This is a genomic window from Burkholderia sp. MSMB617WGS (assembly GCF_001532025.2).
GTDB classification, from domain to species: Bacteria; Pseudomonadota; Gammaproteobacteria; order Burkholderiales; family Burkholderiaceae; genus Burkholderia; species Burkholderia savannae.
Genome location: NZ_CP013458.1, coordinates 725,811 through 746,171 on the forward strand (window position 1 = coordinate 725,811; position 20,361 = coordinate 746,171).

General features: G+C 65.8%; 18 protein-coding genes. 11 read left to right on the top strand and 7 right to left on the bottom strand.

Annotation, left to right across the window (positions count from 1 at the left end; genetic code table 11):
* Positions 1-8 precede the first annotated feature (8 nt).
* Together WT60_RS23535 and WT60_RS34695 are read right to left on the bottom strand one after the other, a co-directional pair.
* Positions 9-1,757: a S53 family serine peptidase gene (locus WT60_RS23535; protein ID WP_038743478.1), complete on the bottom strand. Its 1,749-nt coding sequence runs from the start codon at positions 1,755-1,757 to the stop codon at positions 9-11.
* Between the two features lie 360 nt (positions 1,758-2,117).
* Positions 2,118-2,723: a hypothetical protein gene (locus tag WT60_RS34695; protein WP_186448674.1), complete on the bottom strand. Its 606-nt coding sequence runs from the start codon at positions 2,721-2,723 to the stop codon at positions 2,118-2,120.
* A gap of 368 nt (positions 2,724-3,091) precedes the next feature.
* On the opposite strand from WT60_RS34695, the gene WT60_RS23545 reads away from it, so the two are divergent.
* From WT60_RS23545 to WT60_RS23575, 7 genes are all read left to right on the top strand, one after another.
* Positions 3,092-3,799, top strand: a complete 708-nt coding sequence (locus tag WT60_RS23545) for a hypothetical protein (RefSeq protein ID WP_060355662.1) — start codon at positions 3,092-3,094, stop codon at positions 3,797-3,799.
* Positions 3,786-4,535: a DJ-1/PfpI family protein gene (locus tag WT60_RS23550; protein ID WP_060355663.1), complete on the top strand. Its 750-nt coding sequence runs from the start codon at positions 3,786-3,788 to the stop codon at positions 4,533-4,535. The genes WT60_RS23545 and WT60_RS23550 overlap by 14 nt, the downstream gene beginning before the upstream one ends.
* Positions 4,536-4,586: 51 nt before the next feature.
* The gene (locus tag WT60_RS23555) at positions 4,587-6,206 is read left to right on the top strand and encodes a tyrosinase family protein (RefSeq protein ID WP_059670443.1); all 1,620 of its coding nucleotides are present in this window, start codon (positions 4,587-4,589) and stop codon (positions 6,204-6,206) included.
* A gap of 122 nt (positions 6,207-6,328) precedes the next feature.
* Positions 6,329-6,763 carry a hypothetical protein gene (locus tag WT60_RS23560; protein ID WP_059642306.1) on the top strand — a complete coding sequence of 145 codons (435 nt, stop codon included), beginning with the start codon at positions 6,329-6,331 and terminating at the stop codon, positions 6,761-6,763.
* Between the two features lie 489 nt (positions 6,764-7,252).
* Positions 7,253-7,627 (top strand): DUF2784 domain-containing protein, encoded by a 375-nt coding sequence (locus WT60_RS23565; protein ID WP_038743862.1) that lies wholly within the window; start codon positions 7,253-7,255, stop codon positions 7,625-7,627.
* 294 nt (positions 7,628-7,921) lie between these two features.
* Complete coding sequence (locus tag WT60_RS23570; protein ID WP_038743491.1) at positions 7,922-8,422, top strand: inclusion body family protein; 501 nt, start codon at positions 7,922-7,924, stop codon at positions 8,420-8,422.
* A 130-nt stretch (positions 8,423-8,552) separates the two neighbouring features.
* A complete protein-coding gene (locus WT60_RS23575) occupies positions 8,553-9,095 on the top strand; it encodes an AidA/PixA family protein (RefSeq protein WP_186448653.1) in 543 nt (180 codons plus the stop codon).
* 236 nt (positions 9,096-9,331) lie between these two features.
* Here WT60_RS23575 and acnA read toward each other — a convergent pair whose 3' ends face one another.
* From acnA to WT60_RS23600, 5 genes are all read right to left on the bottom strand, one after another.
* On the bottom strand, positions 9,332-12,049 hold the full coding sequence (acnA, locus tag WT60_RS23580) for an aconitate hydratase AcnA (RefSeq protein ID WP_038743494.1): 2,718 nt from the start codon (positions 12,047-12,049) through the stop codon (positions 9,332-9,334).
* A gap of 47 nt (positions 12,050-12,096) precedes the next feature.
* Positions 12,097-13,548: a bifunctional 2-methylcitrate dehydratase/aconitate hydratase gene (locus tag WT60_RS23585; RefSeq protein WP_060355665.1), complete on the bottom strand. Its 1,452-nt coding sequence runs from the start codon at positions 13,546-13,548 to the stop codon at positions 12,097-12,099.
* 78 nt (positions 13,549-13,626) lie between these two features.
* Positions 13,627-14,136 carry a hypothetical protein gene (locus WT60_RS23590; protein ID WP_038743498.1) on the bottom strand — a complete coding sequence of 170 codons (510 nt, stop codon included), beginning with the start codon at positions 14,134-14,136 and terminating at the stop codon, positions 13,627-13,629.
* 148 nt (positions 14,137-14,284) lie between these two features.
* Positions 14,285-15,304 carry an aldolase/citrate lyase family protein gene (locus WT60_RS23595; RefSeq protein WP_038743500.1) on the bottom strand — a complete coding sequence of 340 codons (1,020 nt, stop codon included), beginning with the start codon at positions 15,302-15,304 and terminating at the stop codon, positions 14,285-14,287.
* A gap of 200 nt (positions 15,305-15,504) precedes the next feature.
* Complete coding sequence (locus WT60_RS23600) at positions 15,505-16,488, bottom strand: malate dehydrogenase (protein ID WP_038743502.1); 984 nt, start codon at positions 16,486-16,488, stop codon at positions 15,505-15,507.
* Positions 16,489-16,786: 298 nt separating this feature from the next.
* Here WT60_RS23600 and WT60_RS23605 point away from each other — a divergent pair, with 298 nt between their 5' ends.
* The 4 genes from WT60_RS23605 to sdhA all read left to right on the top strand — a co-directional run bounded on the left by WT60_RS23605 (position 16,787) and on the right by sdhA (position 20,355).
* Positions 16,787-17,587, top strand: a complete 801-nt coding sequence (locus WT60_RS23605; RefSeq protein ID WP_081989283.1) for a GntR family transcriptional regulator — start codon at positions 16,787-16,789, stop codon at positions 17,585-17,587.
* Between the two features lie 199 nt (positions 17,588-17,786).
* On the top strand, positions 17,787-18,203 hold the full coding sequence (gene sdhC, locus WT60_RS23615) for a succinate dehydrogenase, cytochrome b556 subunit (RefSeq protein ID WP_038743506.1): 417 nt from the start codon (positions 17,787-17,789) through the stop codon (positions 18,201-18,203).
* 4 nt (positions 18,204-18,207) lie between these two features.
* Positions 18,208-18,576, top strand: a complete 369-nt coding sequence (gene sdhD, locus WT60_RS23620) for a succinate dehydrogenase, hydrophobic membrane anchor protein (RefSeq protein WP_038743509.1) — start codon at positions 18,208-18,210, stop codon at positions 18,574-18,576.
* A gap of 3 nt (positions 18,577-18,579) precedes the next feature.
* The gene (gene sdhA, locus WT60_RS23625) at positions 18,580-20,355 is read left to right on the top strand and encodes a succinate dehydrogenase flavoprotein subunit (RefSeq protein ID WP_059576296.1); all 1,776 of its coding nucleotides are present in this window, start codon (positions 18,580-18,582) and stop codon (positions 20,353-20,355) included.
* Positions 20,356-20,361 lie beyond the last annotated feature (6 nt).

Genomic DNA, 20,361 nt, shown 5'->3' on the forward strand with positions numbered 1-20,361 from the left:
ACGCCGGTTCAATTGAAGCCGCCCGAGCGGATCAGTTGGTTCAGGTTCGAGATGTCGATGCTGCCCCAGCCGGTCGGGTAGTCCCAGCCCTTCGACGCGTTGTAGCCGTAGCCCTGATAGCCGTTGTTGCCGGACGTGATGTCGTAGCGCACGAGCGACGCGTGCGTCGGGATCGAGTGATAGAAGCGCGCGGCCGGGAAGCCGAGGTTCGCGCCGTTCGCCGACAGGATTCGCGCCCAGAAGCCGCTGAAGATCGGCGCGGACAGGCTCGTGCCGCCGATCTGCTGCAACTGGCCGTAGTTGTAGATGTAGGCGCCGGTGCTTTGCGCGGCGTCGAACGACACGTCGGGCAGTTTGCGGTGGCTGCCCGACTGCCACGACGGATTCGGCAGGATCGTGCTGATGCCGCCGCCCGTCGCCCACAGCTTGCCGTTGCCGTCGAGCCCTTCGTTCCACACGGTCTCGTTCGAGAACGCGCCCGACGACGACGTGTAGAGCGTCGTGCCGCCGATCGCGAGCACGTGCGGCGACGACGCGGGCCACGATACCGAGTAGTTCGAACCGTCCGGATAGCCGCGGTTGTTGCATTCGTAGACGCCTTCGTCGCCCGACGACACCGCGAACGTCTGGCCCTGCGCGGCTGCCTGCGTGAAGATCTGCTCCTCGGCGGAGAGCGTGCCGTCGGCGTTCGCGTCGGTCTCGCACCAGCCGAGCGACACGTTGATCACTTTCGCCGCATTGTCCGACACGGCCTGGTTGAACGCCTGCGTGAGGCCGGTGTTGCCCGACGCGTTGAGGTCGGCCATGTAGAAGATCAGTTGTCCGACCTGACCGCCCGCGGAGCCGACGATCGACTGGCTGTCGAGATCCCATTCGCCCTGGCCTTCCTGATCGTCGCCGTAGTTGCCGCCCGAGCCGTTGGTCTGTACGGTTTGCGTCGACACGTCCGGATAGCCGTTCGCGCTCGTGAACTGCTGCAGATCCGACAACGCTTGCGACACGCCGCCGATCGTCATGATGCCGACCGTCGCGTTCGTTGCGGTCGGCACGCCGGTCGCGTCGTAGAGCGCGGGGAATTCAGACGGATAGTGGCCCGTCGCCGTGCCGGACGCGAGCGCCTGCGGCTTCGCGATCGCGCCGATCTTCGAGAGCGGCCGCGCGCGCGCGACGTTCTGCAGGCCGAGCACGGAGCCGACGACATCGCCGAGCGCGCGCGGCACTTGCGCGCTCGACGCGTTCGCAAAGCCCGAGCGGCCCGCGTATTCGAAGTGCACGAGCGACGTGTTGAACGCTTGCTTTACCGTGCCCGCGGTGCCGCGCGCGGAGACGAGCATGCGGTTCGGCGCGACGCGAATGTCGACGAAGCCGCTCTTGCGCAGATAGTCGACGACTTGTTTCACCTGCGCGTTGGTGGGCGCGTAGTTCGACAGGAACTGCGCGCTCGTGATGAATTGCCGGTACTGCGAGCTATGCGGATCGTTGACGTTGCGCGCGACGGCCTTCAGTTGCTCGGCATTGCGCAGCTTCAGGCTGACCACGACGTGCGCCGCTTCGCCGGGCGCGACTTCGAGCGACGCGGCGTTCGCGTTGCGGGCGAGCGTCTCGATCTGCGCGTGATTCAAGAAAGCTTGGGTGTGCGTATCGACCCAATCCGTCGCGCCGTATGCGACGCCGGCGGCGAACGCGAGCGGCCACACGCAGGCAAGGCGCCTGCACAGCGGGGAGAGGGTGAGTGCAAAATCGGCGGTCCTGTTCATCGAGTGTGTCCTTTTGAGAGAGTGCGACGTTGTCAAGCTCTGTCCCTTGTGGGGACGAGAGCGCGCTAAGCGTATGCGAGCACTCCGCTGTCCGGTAACTGACAGTTCGAATAGCTGTCACTGTTGACAGAGAAAAAATGACACGCCCGTTCACTATCTGAGTGATGAACGGATGATGAAAGGAAAAAGGACGGCGAATGAAATTTATTAGGATGATGAATGAAAGAGTGTGACGCGTGCGCGCGACATCTCTGATTTTCGACGGGTTCTTCTAGTAGTTTGCGTCGTGGCGACGGGCGGGGCCGACAGCACGGCGTCGATAAACGCCGTTGCCGATGCGCGCCTGCGCGCCGCCGTGGCTCACGGACGAAGCAGGTCGAAACCGGCGAACACGACGATGCCGCTCATCGCGATCATCGGCACCGAGTGCCGTCCCAGGTAGAGCATCGCGGCCGCTGACCAGCTCGCGATGAAGAACGCACCGATTCGCTTCATGACGGATTCGCGGCAACGGCCGCGTCGACAAATGGCGCGGAACCTGCCTCCGCGCGTGGCTCGATACATGGGCGCGAGTGACTGGATGCATTGCGCGCCGAAGCGCTCATTATAGGGTTTTCCCTTGGTCTGATGTTTGACGCATCGACGCAGGCGCGCCGACGCCAACGCATGCGCTCGCCGTGAGGACTTTTTAACGAAGCGCATCGTTAGGAAGACTTTCGATATCCGTGCGCGCGGGACGCATGCCGACGCCCGCATGCCGCGCGTGAGCGGTACGTCCATTACGTGAAGAGGGCGCGGGCGGCGCGGGCGCGATCGGCGGCGCACCGCGCCGATCGCGCCTACCAATTCTGGCAGTTGGGTATTCGCTTTGCCGCCGTCTAGATTGATCTGGAATGCGTCGAACGGCGATGCTTCGGCATTCGAACGAACGATCGGGGAAAGGCCGGACGGCCTTCGACGAAGCATAGCATCCGTGCGGCCGCCGGCGATTTCGCGACGCGCTGCGCGAGTGCGCTCAACCGCGTCGGCGAGACCCCACCGAACCGGAAGCAGAAGGAGAAGACAAAAGCCGGAACGCCGACGAAACGGGGCCGCACGCATCGACGATATCTGCCTCGCACGGGACGCTCGTCGCGGACGAAGCCGCATGCACGCCTGGCTTGATCGATTCGACGCGCAATGACTCGGCGCGAATGCTTCGCCGTCGAACAAGGTCGTGCGCGGCACCCGTCTTCGACGAGACAAGCGCCGCTGGCGGAAATCGCACGACCCGAATCACGACGACGCACGTATGCGGTCGTGCCACACGAAAAATACATGACGGGGATCTTCAGATGTTCCGCGCATCCAGCATCGGCTTCGTTCGGGCACGCTCGTCGCGCGCCGCCTGGCACGCGTTGGCGGGCTGGGCCGCTTGCGTGCTGCCCGTCGCCGTGTCGCACGCGCCGTTGTTCTCGCCATGGAACGCGGTGGCCGCGATCGCGTTCGCCGGCGTCGGGGCGATGCGCGCTTGCCCCGACGCGCGCGCCGACGTGTCGCACGACGCAATGCCCGATGTGCCGGGCGACGTGTTGCCCGACGTGTTGCCCGACGTGTCGCCCGACGTGTCGCCGATAGCGGGCGCGATCGCGTTGAGCGGCGCACTGCTGGCGGATTTCGCGTCGACCTATCCGGAAGCGGTGCTCGCGTTGTGCAGCGGCGCGTCTTTCGTCGAGGGCTGGGCGCTGCACGTTCGCCTGTTCCCGTTCACGACTGCGGCGATGCTCGGGTTGAGCATCCTGTGCGGCGCGCGCGGCGAGCGAAAGCGGCGAGTCCGCTTGCCGAGGCGGATCGTCGACGTCGTCGTCGCGCTCGGCACGATGATGTTCGCGATGAACCTGTCGGCGATGCTGCTGAAGACATGGGCCGATCTGGCAGGCTGGCCGTGGGGCGCGCACGGGCTCGTCTGCTCGATGCTGGTCGGCATGATGTTCCATCACGCGGCGACGCGGGCGATGGTCGATGCGATGAAGACAACGAGGGCAAGCCATGCGATCAACTGATCTCTATCGAATCGGCATCGTCGTCTATGACGGCGTGGATCTGCTCGACGTCGCGGTGCCGCACGAACTGTTCGACTGGACGGCGCGGATCGAGCCCGACGTGAACCCCGACGCGCCGCGTCGCGAAACGCACCTGATCTCGCTCGACGGGCCGTCCATCACGACGCGCGACCGTGTGACGCTCGGCGGCGATCTGCCGAGCTTTCGCGATTGCGAGCACATCGATCTGCTCTGGGTGCCGGGGGGCGAGCCCGCCGAGTTGCAGCGCCTGATGCTCGATTCGGCGCGCATGGATTTCCTGGCGCGGCAGGCGGCGTCGGCGGACTATGCGGCTTCGGTGTGCGAGGGCGCGCTGCTCGCCGCCGCCGCCGGTTATCTGGACGGCTACAAGGCGACCACGCATTGGGCGTTTCGCTCCTGCCTCGCGCTGTTTCCGCGCATCGACGTGGTGCCGGGCTATCCGCGCTACGTCGTCGATCGCACGCGCATCACGGGCGGCGGCATATCGTCGGGGCTCGATGAAGCGCTGCAAATCATCGCGCTGCTGTCCGGCGAGCTCGTCGCCCGCAAGGTCCAGCTCAGCATCCAGTACAACCCCATTCCCCCATTTTCCGATGGCGATCCTTCAGTCGCTCGCCCGCCCGTGCTCGCGCCGGGCGAGGGCGGCACGTGCGCGTTTCCCGGCATGGCGCAGACCATCGCCCGGGTGCTCGCCGAACGGCTCGGTCATCGGTGAATCCCGCGGCACGCCGAGGGCCCGCAACGCTACACGACAGAAGGAGTGGACATGTCCAACGTGAATGGATTGAGGGTGCGCCGGTCGGTGCGCGATCTTCAGAAGCTGTACGACAAGGGCGAGAAGAAGCCGCTCGAGGATCTCGTGCGCGCGTGGGCCGGCATCCAGGCGTTGCCGGCGTCGGATTTGAAATCGTTCTTCTCGCTCGGCGGCTATCACGGCGAGCCGTTCCAGTATCGGAAGCCGGTCGACGATCTGCCGCCCGAGGACATCTATCCGTACTGGGGCGGCTATTGCAATCACGGCAACGTGCTGTTCCCGACCTGGCACCGGGTGTACGTCTACAAGCTCGAGGAAGCGCTGCAGAGCATCGTGCCGGGCGTGTCGATGCCGTTCTGGGACGAAACGGACAAGTACACGCTCGAGCACGGCATCCCGTCGATCCTGACCCAGGAGACGTTCGAGCTGGACGGCAAGAAGATCGACAATCCGCTGCGCTCGTTCGTGTTGCCCGAAGCGCTGTCGGATCGCCTGCCGGGCGACGGCAACATCTACGAGAAGCCGAAGGGGTACGTCACAGTGCGCTATCCGCTGTCCGGCCTCGTCGGAACGCCGGAGGCGCTCGAGCAGACGAAGATCCACAACGCGAAATTCCCGTCGCCGGAGCAGAACGCCGAACTGCTCAACAGCAACGTGAAGGCGTGGCTGAAGGGCAACTCGCCGACGCCGGACGATCCCAATCCGACTCGCGACGGCGTCTATGCAGAATACATCCGCTGCCTGTCCGCGCCGAATTACACGGTGTTTTCCAACACGACTTCGGCGTCCGTGTGGAACAGCTCGAACCCGGGCCTCGTCACGCCCGTCGAATCGCCGCACAACGACATCCATCTGGCCGTCGGCGGCTTCGATTTCGGCGGCGGGCCCGGCGACGAAGTCGGGCAGATCGCCGGCGCGAACGGCGACATGGGAGAGAACAACACGGCCGGCATGGACCCGATCTTCTTCTTCCATCACTGCAATGTCGATCGCATGTTCTGGGTCTGGCAGAAGCAGACGGGCCATACCGACCATCTCGACATCATCCGCAACTACCCGGGCACGAACGCGAGCGATTCGCAGGGCCCGACGCCCGGCTTCGCCCCCGGCGAGTCGCTCAACCTCCAGACGCCGCTCAATCCGTTCAAGAAGCCCGACGGCGGAATCTACACGTCCGAGGACTGCGTCAACATCGAGCACCAGCTCGGATTCACGTACGGCCCGGGCTCGCTCGACGACGTCACGTCCGAGCTGAAGCAGACGATGCTGGCCGCGCCGAGTGGAAACAGCACGAAGAAGCTGACGGTGACGGGCATCGATCGTGCGCAATTCCAGGGTTCGTTCGTGATGAAGGTGTACGCGACGGTGGCCGATCCGAACGGCAAGACGCGCGAGTATTACGTCGGCCACCAGGCGATCCTGAGCCGCTGGAACGTCGTGCATTGCGCGAACTGCCTGACGCATCTGGACGTCGTCGCGCACTTCCCGCTGAGCATGATTCCGGCCGACGACGTGCCGAAAGCGGTGTTCCGGGTGGAAATCATCCATCGCGGCGGCGGCGTGCCGAGTGCGGCGAAGGCGGCCATCGATGCGGTGTCCTCGTTGCAGCCGCGGTTCGAGGTGAGCGACTGAAGGCGGCCGAGTGCGGCCGAACGACGGCGGCGATGTCGCTCGCATCTTCGCCGGCGATTCTTTTACGTATGCACCCGGGCTCGGCCCAACAGCCGAGCCGGGCGCGACCAAGGAGGGCGAACATGAGCTACGACCCGGAAATCGGCAGCCTGGCGGGCATCTGGACGTACCGCAGCTTGATCAACAATCCCGACTTGTCGAAGGATTTCGACAAGCTGGAGTTCGGCCGCGCGAACATCCAGATCGACAAGGCACCGATGGGCGTCTTCAAGGGGCGCATCTACGGCGACGGCTGGGAGCTGACGCTGAGCGGCTACATCGACTACGGCGCGCCCAATACCGTGAGGTTCCAGGGGCGCGGCAAAGTGGGCGGCGAGGAGTGGATCTACGACTATGTCGGCTACCTGAGCCCGGCTTGGCCGAACGGCGTCAAGCAGCGGCCCGCGCTCGCCGGCTCGATCGTGCGCACCGCGCCGCATTCGAATGGAGCGGGCGGCGTCGCGCCCGCGGGCGTCGTGTGCTCGTGGTACGCGGTGCTCGACAAGCCGGCGAGCTGACGGCCGAATCGACCGATTCTCGCCTGTCAACGGCGGCGGGCTCGGCCGGGCCAGGCGCCGGCCTCGCACGCGTCGGCATGTCGGCATGTCGGCGCGTCGCGGGGCCGTTCAACGCTCATCACTTTCTCCCGCCCGTGCGCGGCGCAAACGTGCGCGGGCGCGATGCCGTCGCAGAGTCCCTGCGGATCGTCGAAGCCGGCCGTCGATCGCCGAGTCGATGCGCTCGGGCATCGGCGTATGCTTCTTAGGCGGATGCCAAGACGCCCGTGCGCGGCACGGCGCGACACGGCGGCTCCTCTCTTGCCGCCGCGCGCGTATTGAACGATCCGGTTCGTCTTCCCGCCGTCATCGGATGGGGAATCGACGTGGCCGGTTGCCGCCGCCTCGGCCACGCGCCGACGTCGTTGGAACGAATGACCGAGGCGGGGCGGCGCCTCGATGCGCGGCGCCCGCCTGCGCGAAACGCCCGCCGCCGCGGCAAAGGACGCGATGACCTGGCTCGCCGATACCGTACTCGTCGTGCATGCGCTGATCGTGCTGTTCATCGTCGGCGGGCTCGTCGCGATCTGGGCGGGCGCCGCGCTCGGCTGGCGATGGGTGCGCGACCGGACGTTCCGGCTCGTGCATCTGCTCGCGATCGGCGTGGTCGCCGCGCTGGCGGCGCTCGGCGTCGATTGCCCGCTGACCGTGCTCGAAGATCGGCTCCGCGCCGGCGCGCCGAGCGCGCAGGGCTTCGTGCAGCGCTGGGTCGGACGGCTGCTGTACTACGACTTGCCGGCGTGGGTGTTCACCGTCGCATACGTGCTGTTCGCGCTGATCGTGTGGCTCGCGTGGCGCCGGATTCCCGCGCGCAGGAACCGATAGTTGCCGCAACGGCAGCACCCGTTCGACCCGTTGCATGCGCGGCCGACCGGCGATCGCAGAACAGATCGCAGACCGGATCGTCGACGGCATCGATGCGCGTCTTCGTTGAGCGAGCGGCGCCGATGCCGAATATCGGCAAAACGCGCCTGTGAGCTTTCGTAGTTGGACGCAGCCGCCGGCGGTTCGTACCTCGATGGATGCGGCATGCGAATGTTTCGTCATACGTAGGATGCGATTCGATCGTCGACACGCATGTTCGCGTTGACTGGCTACCCATGACTACTTGGAGGCGCCATGTCACGTGTGACCGATGTGCTCGTCGCAGTCGATCCGGAAACCATCCTGCAGAATCATCCGAATGCGATGAATTCGGCGAATCCGTTGCTAAGCGATCCGAAGTACATCTACATGATCACCAACAACGATAACGCGATCTCGGGGCAGGCCGGCGGCGAGCTGAATCTGAAGGCGGAGGTCGGCGACCTGATCCGGTGGCGCGAGCAGAGCATCTCGCTCGGCTTCGAAAAGCCGGTGATCTTCTACAAGTTCGTCGCCGACCAGGGCAGCGATCTGATCACGACGCCGACGCCGCGCATGGCGGAGACGTCGCTGCCGGTGCCGAACACGTCGGACCCGACGAAACCGAAATGCCAGACGGTGCGGAACTACTTCTGGTCGTCCGAAGTGCTGAAGCGCGGGAGCGTGACGTATCACTTCCAGTTCATGATTCTCGACCGCCGGTGCCAGATTTGCGGTTGCCATCAGTGGGACCCGTCCATCACGATCAAGTACTGACGTCGACGCGTTCTTGCTCGCGAGGGCGGGAATCCGATTCCGCCGGTCGCCGTCGACGTCGCGCTGCGTGGTGCGATCGCGCATGCGTGAACGGGCGCGGCGCTTGCGCCGATTCCGCTGCGAGGTGGTCATGGCTGAACCCAATCAATCCGTCGATGATCGGGGGCGGTTCTTCGACGTGCTCGTGATCGCCGACGTCGAGACGCTGCTCGGCGCCTATCCGGATGCGAGTCTCGATCCGGATGTGCCGACGCCTGTCGACAGCAAATATCTCTACGTGATTCGCGGCGGCGCCGAGCCGGCGCTCGGCCGCGAAGACGGGCGGATTGTCGCGCCGCTCGTGCCCGGCGACGCGCTTCATCTGCGCGATGGCGCGCTGTCGTATCTGGGCGAGAAGCGCGTGCTGTTCTATCGAATGACGCCCGACGATGCGGGCGTCGTCGGCCCGATCGAGCTGCTGACGCGCGACGCGACGATCGTCGTGCCGAATCCGGGTGATCCGGAGCATCCGGAAACGCGGGACGTCATCGAGCATGTCTGGCGCGTGCCGATCGTGGCTGTCGGCTCGACCGATTGCGACGTGGATTTCATGATCGCCGATCGCGCATGCACGTCGCTGGCGCACTTTACGTGGCGGGTCCGGATCGAGGCGCGCGGCGACGAGTCGTCGTAGTCGGCGCGCAAACGGATCGTGGCGCGCGGGGCGTTCGCGACGCTCGCGGGTGCCGGCGAGCGTGCGCCGGAGGTGTCGACGCGGATGCCGATGTCGATGCCTATGCGCTGCGAGGCCATGTGCCGGCCGCTCGAAGCATGCGCGGCGGCGCTTGAAAAAAAAGCCCGGCCAGGCCGGGCTTCAAATCGACCGCGCACGCATTGCTGCGTTGCGCGGCCCCTGCAAAAACAGGATGCTTACGCTGCGAGCAGCGAGCGCAGCACGAACGGCAGGATGCCGCCGTGCTTGTAGTAGTCGACTTCGATCGGCGTATCGATGCGCAGCAGCACCGGCACGCGCTTCGTTTCGCCGTTCTTGCGATGGATCACGAGCGTGACGTCCTGTTGCGGCTTGAAGTCGTCGCCGAGCCCTTCGATGTCGTACGTTTCGTCGCCGGTGATGCCGAGCGACTGGATGCTGTCCGAGCCCTTGAACTGCAGCGGCAGCACGCCCATGCCGACGAGGTTCGAACGGTGGATACGCTCGAAGCTGCGTGCGATCACGGCCTTCACGCCGAGCAACTGCGTGCCCTTCGCGGCCCAGTCGCGCGACGAGCCCGTGCCGTATTCCTCGCCCGCGAACACGACGGTCGGCGTGTCGGCGGCGACGTACTTCATCGCCGCGTCGTAGATCGACAGCTGTTCGCCGCTCGGCTGGTGGATCGTCAGGCCGCCCTCGACGCGCGAGCCGTCGGCCTTCGCCGGGATCATCAGGTTCTTGATCCGGACGTTCGCGAACGTGCCGCGCATCATCACGTCATGGTTGCCGCGGCGCGAGCCGTAGCTGTTGAAGTCGGCCTTCTGCACGCCGTTCTCCTTCAGCCACTTGCCAGCCGGCGAATCTTCCTTGATCGAGCCTGCCGGGCTGATGTGGTCGGTCGTGACGGAATCGCCGAAGATGCCGAGCGCGCGCGCGCCCTTGACCGTGACGATCTCGTCGGCCGGCTCCATCGAGAATTCCGTGCCGAAGAACGGCGGCTCCGCGATGTACGTCGACTTCGGCCAGTCGTAGACCTGGCCCGATTCGCCCTCGATCTTGCTCCAGAGGTCGCCCTTCTTCGTGAGCTGCGCGTAGTTCTCCTCGAACTTCTTCGGATCGAGCGCGTACTTGAGCAGCGCGTGGACTTCCTCGCTCGTCGGCCAGATGTCGCCGAGGTAGATGTCGCGGCCGCCCTTGCCCTGGCCGACCGGCTCGGTCATCAGATCCTTCGTGATGTTGCCGGCGATCGCGTACGCGACGACGAGCGGCGGCGACGCGAGGAAGTTCGCGCGGATGTTCGGGTGGATGCGCGCTTCGAAGTTGCGGTTGCCCGACAGCACGGCCGCCGCGACGACGTCGTTCTTCGTGATCGCTTCGTTCAGCTCGGGCGTGAGGTCGCCCGCGTTGCCGATACAGGTCGTGCAGCCGTACGCGGCGACTTCGAAGCCGAGCTTCGCGAGGTAGGGCAGCAGGCCCGTCTTCGTCAGGTATTCGGTGACGATGCGCGATCCCGGCGCGAGCGACGTCTTGATGTGCGGCGCGACGGTGAGGCCCGCTTCGACGGCCTTCTTCGCGAGCAGGCCGGCGGCGAGCAGCACGCTCGGGTTCGACGTGTTGGTGCACGACGTGATCGCGGCGATCAGCACGTCGCCGTTCTTCACGGCGACGCCGTTGCTCGTCTTGTACTCGGCGGCGAGGTCGTCCGCCTTCTTCGCGAAGCCGTTTTCCGCGACGGGCTTCGAGAACAGATCGGTGAACGTCGACTTGACGTTGCCGATCTCGATGCGGTCCTGCGGACGCTTCGGGCCCGCCAGCGACGGCGCGACGCTCGCCAGATCCAGCGTCAGCGTCTTCGTGTAGTCGATCTCGCCCGCCTTCGGAATGCCGAATAGGTCCTGCGCCTTGAAGTAGTTCTCGAACGCGGCGATTTCCGCCTTCGTGCGGCCCGTGCCCTTGAAGTAGTCGATCGTCTTCTCGTCGACCGGGAAGAAGCCCATCGTCGCGCCGTATTCCGGCGCCATGTTCGCGATCGTCGCGCGGTCCGGCAGCGCGAGCGTCTTCGTGCCTTCGCCGAAGAATTCGACGAACTTGCCGACGACCTTCTCCTTGCGGAGCATTTCGGTGATCGTGAGCACGAGGTCGGTGGCCGTCACGCCTTCGCGCAGCTTGCCCTTCAGCTCGACGCCGACGACGTCGGGCGTGAGGAAGTACACCGGCTGGCCGAGCATGCCGGCTTCCGCCTCGATGCCGCCCACGCCCCAGCCGACCACGCCGATGCCGTTGATCATCGTCGTGTGGCTGTCGGTGCCGACGAGCGTGTCGGGGTAGTAGACGGCGTCGCCGTCGTCCTTCTTCTTGTGGACGCCGCGCGCGAGGTACTCGAGGTTCACCTGGTGAACGATGCCGACGCCCGGCGGCACGACCTTGAACGTGTCGAACGCCTGCATGCCCCACTTCATGAACTGGTAGCGCTCGTTGTTGCGCTGGAATTCCAGTTTCATGTTCAGGTCGAGCGCGTCCTTCTGGCGGAAGTAGTCGATCTGCACCGAGTGGTCGACGACGAGATCCACCGGCACGAGCGGCTCGATCTTCTTCGGATTCTTGCCCGCGCGCTTCGCGACGCCGCGCATGGCCGCGATGTCGGCGAGCAGCGGCACGCCCGTGAAGTCCTGCAGCACGACGCGCGACACGACGAACGGAATTTCGTCGACGCGCTTCGCGTTCGGCTTCCAGTTGGCGAGCTGCTCGATGTGCTCTTCCGTGATCTTCTTGCCGTCGTAGTTGCGCAGCACGGATTCGAGCACGATGCGGATCGAGACCGGCAGGCGCTCGATCTTCGTCTTCAGTTCCTTGCCGAGCTTCGGCAGCGAGTAGAACTTGCCTTTGCCGGAACCGCTGTCGAATTCCTTGAGTGTTTTGTGGAGATTGTGGGCCATGGTGATTTCCTGGGTTTAAGGCTAGGAAAGAACTCTGTATTTGACGGCTAGATCACATACAGATCGACGTACTCATCGACCGGCATCGCTTCGAGCTTTGCCTGGTCCAGCGACACGTCGAGAATCGCTTGTTGCTGCTTCGCCGGGAACCGGCGCGCGAGATTCGCCCTGAACTTGTCGATGAGGAGCGGAATCCCGTCGGCGCGCCGCCGCATGTGGCCGATCGGATAGTCGACCGTCACTTCGGCGAGCGTCGATCCGTCGTCGAACTCGACCGCGAGCGCGTTCGCGATCGAGCGCCTCGTCGGATCGTGGTAATCCTTCGTGAACTGCGGGTCCTCGACGCACGCGATCTTCGCGCGCAACGCGTCGATCCGCGGATCGGCCGCGACCGCGTCCTCGTAGTCGGCGGCCGTGAGGCGGCCGAACAGCAGCGGCACGGCGATCATGTACTGGATGCAGTGATCGCGATCGGCCGGGTTCGCGAGCGGTCCTTGCTTGTCGATGATGCGGATCGCCGCCGCGTGCGTGCGCACCGTGATGCGGCGGATCTCGTCCGTCGAGCGGCCGGCGGCCGCGAGCTGCGCGTGCAGCGCCATCGCGGCCTCGACGGCCGTCTGCGCGTGGAATTCGGCCGGATACGAAATCTTGAACAGCACGTTTTCCATCACGTACGTGCCGTACGGGCGCTGGAAGCGGAACGGCCTGCCGCCGAACGACACGTCGTAAAAGCCCCAGGTCTTCGCGGTGAGCGCGGACGGATAGCCCATCTCGCCCGTCTTCGCGATCAGCGCGAGGCGCACCGCGCGCGAGGTCGCGTCGCCCGCCGCCCACGACTTGCGCGAGCCGGTGTTCGGCGCGTGGCGGTAAGTGCGCAGCGCCTGGCCGTCGACGAACGCGAGCGACAGCGCGTTGATCAGCTCGTCGCGCGTGAGGCCGAGCAGGCGGCCGACGGCCGCGGTCGACGCGACCTTCACGAGCAGCACGTGGTCGAGGCCGACCTGGTTGAACGAATTCTCGAGCGCGAGGCAGCCCTGGATCTCGTGCGCGTGGATCATCGCGACGAGCACGTCCCTCATCGCGAGCGGACGCTTGCCGGCCGCGATCGCGGTGCGCGACAGCCAGTCGGCCGTCGCGAGGATGCCGCCGAGGTTGTCGGACGGGTGGCCCCATTCGGCCGCGAGCCAGGTGTCGTTGAAGTCGAGCCAGCGGATCGCCGCGCCGATGTTGAACGCGGCCTGCACCGGATCGAGCTGGAATGGCGTGCCGGGCACCTTCGCGCCGTGCGGCACGATCGTGCCCGGCACGATCGGCCCCAGCAGCTTGGTGCAGGCGGGATACGACAGCGCTTCGAGCCCGCACCCGAGCGTATCGATCAGGCAGTGGCGCGCGGTTTCGAGCGCGAGCGCACTGTCGATGCGATGGTTCAGCACGTAGTCGGCGATATCGACTAGCACTGAATCCGGCTCTGGCCGGACGTTCGGGATCGGGGCGGACATCGAAGCTCCTGTCGACCAGTGTTGGCGCTTCGGCGCCGACTCTGGTCCCATGCAAGATGGTTGCTGTCGGGATCGACCTCAGTTCGCCGGCTTCAGCTCGTTCGACTGGGTCGGCGCGACGGCGTTGCCGGCCGCCATTTCGGGCGTCTGGCACTCGTCGGCGAGGCGGCTGTCGTCCTTGTCGCTGAAGAGCATGCCCTTCGTCGGGATCACGACGAGCTTCATGCCGCTTGCCGGGTCGTAGAACACGTCCGCGCCCGTCGTCGTCTGCTGGCGCGGCAGCTTGTAATTCTTGTTGGCCCAGTGGACCGTGACGATCTGGTCGCGCTTCATGTCTCCGGCCAGGTCGTACGAAAGGCCGTCCTTGCACGACCATTTGACCGCGCCTTCCGGCATCGGATCGGTCTTCGCGGCGGCGCGCGCCTGCGCCTTCTTGCTGCGCGGGATCAGGTGACGCTTCGGCGCGGGGCGCTTCGGCGTGGCCTTCTTCGCGGTGGTGGACGAATCCTGAGCGAACGCGCTCGGCGCCGCGGCGAGCATCGTAGCGGACAGAGCGCCGATGACGGTGGCGATCAGCAGTTTCTTCATGGAGTCAGAACCTTACGTTTAATCGGTTGAAAGGGCGGACGCACAGCTCGTCCACCGGGTTGAACTGCACGCGCCCCGGAAGCGCGCAGCGGCCGCTATTTTCACCTATTTGGCCCGTCGAATTCAGTTTTTGCGCCCCGTGCACCGTTCATCGTTCGTGTTGCCCCGTCGTGCGTTCGTCTTCGCCGCGAAAGAGCGGCGCCGATGCGGCCGGCAGCGGCTGGCCGGCCGCGCGCGCGCGGCGCAGCACCGACCAGTAGTACCGGTAGCTCGCGCGGTCGTGCAGCGCGTCGCCGTGGCGCGTCGGCCCCCAGTCGGCGGCCTGCGCGGCGAGCAGGATCTCGGTCGCGCGCGCAATTTCGCCCGCGCGCGGCGCGAACGCCGCGACGATCTCGCGGATCTGCGCGGGATGGATGCTCCACATCCGCGTATAGCCGAATTCCTCGCGCGCGCGGCGCGCGTCGCTCGCGACGACGCGCATCTCGCGCACCTCGGTCGTCACGTTGTGCGACGGCGTCTTGCCGTGCGCATGGCACGCGGCCGCGATCTCGAGCTTCGCGCGGCGCACGAGCGGATGGTCGAACTGGCCGGGCGCGCGCATCGCGTCGTCCGGGATCGCGCCGTGATGCGCGGACACGAAGTCCATCAGGCCGAAGCTCAGCGTCGCGACGCCCGGCAGCGCGGCGATCCGCGCGGCGTCGGCGAGCGCGCCGTGCGTCTCGATCAGCACGTCGACGGGGATCGGCTGCGCGATGCCGAGCTCGACGCGCGAAGCCTCGATGAACGCGCACATCTCGGCCGCGTCGGCCGCGCCGCCGACCTTCGGCAGCGTCAGGTAGGCGGGCGGGCGCGCCGCGCGCAGGATGATGCGGACGTCGTCGCGCCAGTGGGCATGGGAAATGTCGTGAATCCGGGCGCCGACGCGCCCGAAGCGGTTCGCATCGCCGCCGACGAGCGCCGCGACGAGCGCCGCGTGCTCGGCCTCGCGGCCGACGGCCGCGCCGTCCTCGCAGTCGAGCGTGATGTCGAAGACGGGGCCGAGCTCCGCCTGCAGCGCGAGCGATTTCAGCATCAGCTTTTCGCTGCCCGCGTAATGGTCGCAGCATGGCGGGATCGCGGGCGGCGCAACGCCTTCGTACAGCACTTCTGCGGGAGTGAGCGCGGACATCGGTTCTTCTGCGTCAGGTCAGGATCGGGGCCAGCGTGAAAATCGGATTCGTGCGGGCTCTGCGACGGCGGCCGGCGTGCGGCGCCGGGCGTAAAGCCCGTGCGAATCGGATCGATTCGGGTGGCCGGCGCGGCCGGGCGCGACGCCCGGCTCGCCGGCCGTCCGGGCCGCCGCGGCGCGGCGGGCCCGGACGAAGCGCTTTACTTCAGCAGGTGGGCGACGCCGTCGCGCTCTTCGAGCAGCTCGGCGAGCGTGCCGTCCATCTTCTCGCGTGAGAACGCGTCGATCTCGAGGCCTTCGATACGCTTGTACTCGCCGTTTTCACAGGTGACGGGCACGCCGTAGATGATGTCCTCGGGGATGCCGTACGAGCCGTCCGACGGAATGCCCATCGTGACCCACTTGCCGTTCGTGCCGAGCACCCAGTCGCGCACGTGGTCGATCGCCGCGTTCGCCGCCGACGCCGCCGACGACAGGCCGCGCGCCTCGATGATCGCCGCGCCGCGCTTGCCGACGGTCGGGATGAACGTGTCGCGGTTCCAGACGTCGTCGTTGATCAGCTTCAGCAGCGATTCGCCTTCGGCGGTCGCGAAGCGGAAGTCGGGGTACATCGTCGGGGAGTGGTTGCCCCACACGGCGAGCTTCTCGATCGACGCGACCGGCTTGCCCGACTTCGCGGCGAGCTGCGACAGCGCGCGGTTGTGGTCGAGGCGCAGCATCGCGGTGAAGTTCTTCTTCGGCAGATCCGGCGCCGACTTCATCGCGATGTACGCGTTGGTGTTCGCCGGGTTGCCGACGACGAGCACCTTCACGTCGCGGCTCGCGACCGCGTTCAGCGCCGCGCCCTGGACCGTGAAGATCTCGGCGTTCGCCGACAGCAGATCCTTGCGCTCCATGCCCTTCGAGCGCGGACGGGCGCCGACCAGCAGCGCGACGTCGGCGTCCTTGAACGCGACCTTCGGGTCGTCCGTGATCACGACGCCCGCGAGCAGCGGGAACGCGCAGTCGTCGAGTTCCATCACGACGCCTTTGACGGCGGCTTGAGCTTGCGGGAGGTCGAGCAGTTGCAGGATGACCGGCTGATCCTTGCCGAGCAGGTCGCCGTTCGCGATGCGGAACAGCAGCGAGTAAGCGATTTGACCTGCGGCGCCGGTGACGGCAACGCGCTTTGCGGGCTTAGCCATTGAAAATCTCCAGGACATTGAGCGTGGGACGCTAGGGAAAACGCCATTTTATGCGCGTTACGCGAAGCGTTGCTTTAAAGCAGGGCGGAGGACTCGCGGCATGCATGCGCGACGACGCCTGAAGATAGGCAGAGGCACGTGGCCCGGGACGCGCCGCAGCCCCGCGAACCCTTGCTCGCCCCGGAGTTTAGGAGCCGGCACGGGTAAAGTCAAACAGTATCTTATGTCTTATATAAGACAGATGTTTTGCAGGGAAAATTCTAGACGGAAAAGCGCGATTCGTGATGAAATGCGCGCCATGACTTCCAATCAGGCGAGCGCACCCAATCCGAACGGCCAGGCCGGCTCCACGCAGCCCGGCGGCGAGGCCGCGGCCGCGCCTTCGCCGACTTTCAGCCCGCTCTATCAGCAGATCAAGGCGCTCATCACGCAGAGCCTCGAGGCGGGCGAGTGGAAGCCCGGCGAGATCATCCCGAGCGAAGTGGAGCTCGCCGGCCGCTACAAGGTAAGCCAGGGCACCGTGCGCAAGGCGATCGACGAGCTCGCGGCCGACAACCTGCTCGTGCGCCGCCAGGGCAAGGGCACGTTCGTCGCGACCCACAGCGAGGAACGCGCGCAATTCCGGTTTCTGCGCCTGCTTGCCGACGACGGCGCCGAGCATCCGCACGTGAGCCGCCTGCTCGAATGCCGGCGGATGCGCGCGCCCGCCGAGATCGCGCGCCAGCTCGACCTGAAGCCGGCCGACCCCGTCGTCCAGGTGCGGCGCGTGCTCGAGTTCGACGGCGTCGACACGGTGCTCGACGAGATCTGGCTGCCGGGCGCGATGTTCCGCGGGCTCACGTTCGAGCGCCTGAGCGATTACAAGGGGCCGCTCTACGCGATGTTCGAGAGCGAGTTCGGCACCCGGATGATCCGCGCGAGCGAGAAGATCCGCGCGATCGCGGCCGAGCCCGCCGTCGCGGATCTGCTCGGCGTGCCGCCCGGCTTCCCGCTCTTGTCGGTCGAGCGCGTGTCGTACACGTATGGCGATCGTCCCGTCGAAGTGCGGCGCGGATGGTATGTCACAACCGGGTACTACTATCAGAACGATTTGAGCTGACATTCGGGTTCAGGGTAAGGCGTAGCCTGAATCAAGGTAAGGCGAAACGACAGGTAATTGCGTGCCCCATGTGCGTAGCACGTTTCGTGAAGCGTTTATACCGTGAAATGCAACGCTCCAGAGCAGAGCTTTCGCTGCAGCGCGAAATAAAAAGGCGCTAAAATCACGGATTAGTGTGACAACATAGTAGGGGTCTAGCATGTCTGAAACAGTAAGAAAGCCGAGGCCGGAGTACCGGAACATCGGGTTCGGCGACATCACGCTCAAGTACCGTATGCCGCTCGCGGCTCGGGTTTCGATTCTGCACCGGGTCAGCGGCGCTCTGCTGTTCCTGTTCCTTCCTTTCCTGCTGTACCTCTTCGACCAGAGCCTGACGTCCGAACTCAGCTTCGAGGTCTTCAAGGCGTTCCTCTCCAACATCATCGTCAAGCTGATCGTCCTCGCGCTGTCGTGGGCGTTCCTGTTCCACTTCTGCGCCGGGATTCGCCATCTGCTGATGGACATGAACCACGACGCGGTGTCGAAGGAACGCGGCAAGAAGACGTCGGTCGTCGTGCTCGCGGTGTCGAGCATTCTCACGATCGCCGTCGCGCTCAAACTGTTCGGAGCATTCTAAGAAAATGGCAGCGAATAACCGTATCGGCTCGAAGCGCCTCGTCGTCGGCGCTCACTATGGTCTGCGCGACTGGCTCGCGCAGCGCGTCACCGCCTGCGTGATGGCGATCTACACCGTCATTCTGCTCGTCTGGTTCTTCACCGCGCGCGATTTCTCGTATGAGGGCTGGGCGTCGATCTTCGCGACGCAATGGATGAAGCTCGCGACCTTCGTCACGCTGCTTTCGCTCTTCTATCACGCGTGGGTCGGCGTGCGCGACATCTGGATGGACTACGTCAAGCCCGTCGGTGTGCGCCTGCTGCTGCAATCGCTGACCATCGTCTGGCTGCTCGCGTGCGCGGGCTACGCTGCGCAGATTCTCTGGAGAGTTTAAAGAATGGCTGCAATCAAAACTTCCCTGCCGCGTCGCAAGTTCGACGTGGTGATCGTCGGCGCGGGCGGCTCGGGGATGCGCGCGTCGCTGCAACTGTCGCGCGCGGGCCTCTCCGTCTGCGTGTTGTCGAAAGTGTTCCCGACCCGTTCGCACACGGTCGCCGCGCAAGGCGGGATCGGCGCGTCACTCGGCAACATGAGCGAAGACAACTGGCACTACCACTTCTACGACACGATCAAGGGCTCCGACTGGCTCGGCGACCAGGACGCGATCGAATTCATGTGCCGCGAAGCGCCGAACGTCGTGTACGAGCTCGAGCACTTCGGCATGCCGTTCGACCGTAACGCCGACGGCACGATCTATCAGCGTCCGTTCGGCGGCCACACCGCGAACTACGGCGAGAAGCCGGTGCAGCGCGCGTGCGCGGCGGCCGACCGCACCGGCCACGCGCTGCTGCACACGCTGTATCAGCAGAACGTCGCGGCGAAGACGCAGTTCTTCGTCGAATGGATGGCGCTCGACCTGATTCGCGACGCGGACGGCGACGTGCTCGGCGTGACGGCCCTCGAAATGGAAACGGGCGACGTCTACATCCTCGAAGGCAAGACCACGTTGTTCGCCACGGGCGGCGCGGGCCGGATCTTCGCGGCGTCGACCAACGCGTTCATCAACACGGGCGACGGCCTCGGCATGGCCGCGCGTTCGGGCATCGCGCTGCAGGACATGGAATTCTGGCAATTCCACCCGACCGGCGTGGCCGGCGCGGGCGTGCTGATCACCGAAGGCGTGCGCGGCGAAGGCGGCATCCTGCGCAACGCGAACGGCGAGCGCTTCATGGAGCGCTATGCGCCGACGCTGAAGGATCTGGCGCCGCGCGATTTCGTGTCGCGCTCGATGGACCAGGAAATCAAGGAAGGCCGCGGCGTCGGCCCGAACAAGGATCACGTGCTGCTCGACCTGTCGCACATCGGCGCCGAGACGATCATGAAGCGTCTGCCGTCGATCCGCGAGATCGCGCTGAAGTTCGCGAACGTCGACTGCATCAAGGAACCGATTCCGGTCGTCCCGACGATCCACTACCAGATGGGCGGCATTCCGACCAACATTCACGGCCAGGTCGTCGGCACGTCGCGCGACCACAAGGAGCCGGTCAACGGCTTCTACGCGGTGGGCGAATGCTCGTGCGTATCCGTGCACGGCGCGAACCGTCTCGGCACGAACTCGCTGCTCGACCTCGTGGTGTTCGGCCGCGCGGCCGGCAACCACATCGTCGAGCACGTGAAGAACCAGAAGGAGCACAAGCCGCTGCCCGCGGACGCCGCCGAATTCTCGCTGTCGCGCCTCGCGAAGCTCGAGAAGTCGACGTCGGGCGAGTACACGCAGGACATCGCGAACGACATCCGCGCGACGATGCAGAAGCACGCCGGCGTGTTCCGCACGTCCGCGCTGCTCGAGGAAGGCGTCGAGCAGATGGCGGGCCTGACGGAGCGCGCCGCCAACGTCCACCTGAAGGACAAGTCGAAGGTGTTCAACACCGCGCGCGTCGAAGCGCTCGAGCTCGCGAACCTGATCGAGGTCGCGCGCGCGACGATGGTGTCGGCGGAAGCGCGCAAGGAAAGCCGCGGCGCACACGCGCACAGCGACTACGAGCACCGCGACGACGAGAACTGGCTGCGCCACACGCTCTGGTACAGCGAAGGCGATCGCCTCGACTACAAGCCCGTCCAAATGAAGCCGCTGACGGTCGAGTCCGTGCCGCCGAAGGCGCGTACGTTCTAAGCCAGC

Coding starts and splice junctions, on each gene's coding strand:
- WT60_RS23535 (WP_038743478.1), bottom strand. CDS start 1,757: ATGAACAGGACCGCCGATTTTGCACTCACCCTCTCCCCGCTGTGCAGG.
- WT60_RS34695 (WP_186448674.1), bottom strand. CDS start 2,723: ATGCTTCGTCGAAGGCCGTCCGGCCTTTCCCCGATCGTTCGTTCGAAT.
- WT60_RS23545 (WP_060355662.1), top strand. CDS start 3,092: ATGTTCCGCGCATCCAGCATCGGCTTCGTTCGGGCACGCTCGTCGCGC.
- WT60_RS23550 (WP_060355663.1), top strand. CDS start 3,786: ATGCGATCAACTGATCTCTATCGAATCGGCATCGTCGTCTATGACGGC.
- WT60_RS23555 (WP_059670443.1), top strand. CDS start 4,587: ATGTCCAACGTGAATGGATTGAGGGTGCGCCGGTCGGTGCGCGATCTT.
- WT60_RS23560 (WP_059642306.1), top strand. CDS start 6,329: ATGAGCTACGACCCGGAAATCGGCAGCCTGGCGGGCATCTGGACGTAC.
- WT60_RS23565 (WP_038743862.1), top strand. CDS start 7,253: ATGACCTGGCTCGCCGATACCGTACTCGTCGTGCATGCGCTGATCGTG.
- WT60_RS23570 (WP_038743491.1), top strand. CDS start 7,922: ATGTCACGTGTGACCGATGTGCTCGTCGCAGTCGATCCGGAAACCATC.
- WT60_RS23575 (WP_186448653.1), top strand. CDS start 8,553: ATGGCTGAACCCAATCAATCCGTCGATGATCGGGGGCGGTTCTTCGAC.
- acnA (WP_038743494.1), bottom strand. CDS start 12,049: ATGGCCCACAATCTCCACAAAACACTCAAGGAATTCGACAGCGGTTCC.
- WT60_RS23585 (WP_060355665.1), bottom strand. CDS start 13,548: ATGTCCGCCCCGATCCCGAACGTCCGGCCAGAGCCGGATTCAGTGCTA.
- WT60_RS23590 (WP_038743498.1), bottom strand. CDS start 14,136: ATGAAGAAACTGCTGATCGCCACCGTCATCGGCGCTCTGTCCGCTACG.
- WT60_RS23595 (WP_038743500.1), bottom strand. CDS start 15,304: ATGTCCGCGCTCACTCCCGCAGAAGTGCTGTACGAAGGCGTTGCGCCG.
- WT60_RS23600 (WP_038743502.1), bottom strand. CDS start 16,488: ATGGCTAAGCCCGCAAAGCGCGTTGCCGTCACCGGCGCCGCAGGTCAA.
- WT60_RS23605 (WP_081989283.1), top strand. CDS start 16,787: ATGACTTCCAATCAGGCGAGCGCACCCAATCCGAACGGCCAGGCCGGC.
- sdhC (WP_038743506.1), top strand. CDS start 17,787: ATGTCTGAAACAGTAAGAAAGCCGAGGCCGGAGTACCGGAACATCGGG.
- sdhD (WP_038743509.1), top strand. CDS start 18,208: ATGGCAGCGAATAACCGTATCGGCTCGAAGCGCCTCGTCGTCGGCGCT.
- sdhA (WP_059576296.1), top strand. CDS start 18,580: ATGGCTGCAATCAAAACTTCCCTGCCGCGTCGCAAGTTCGACGTGGTG.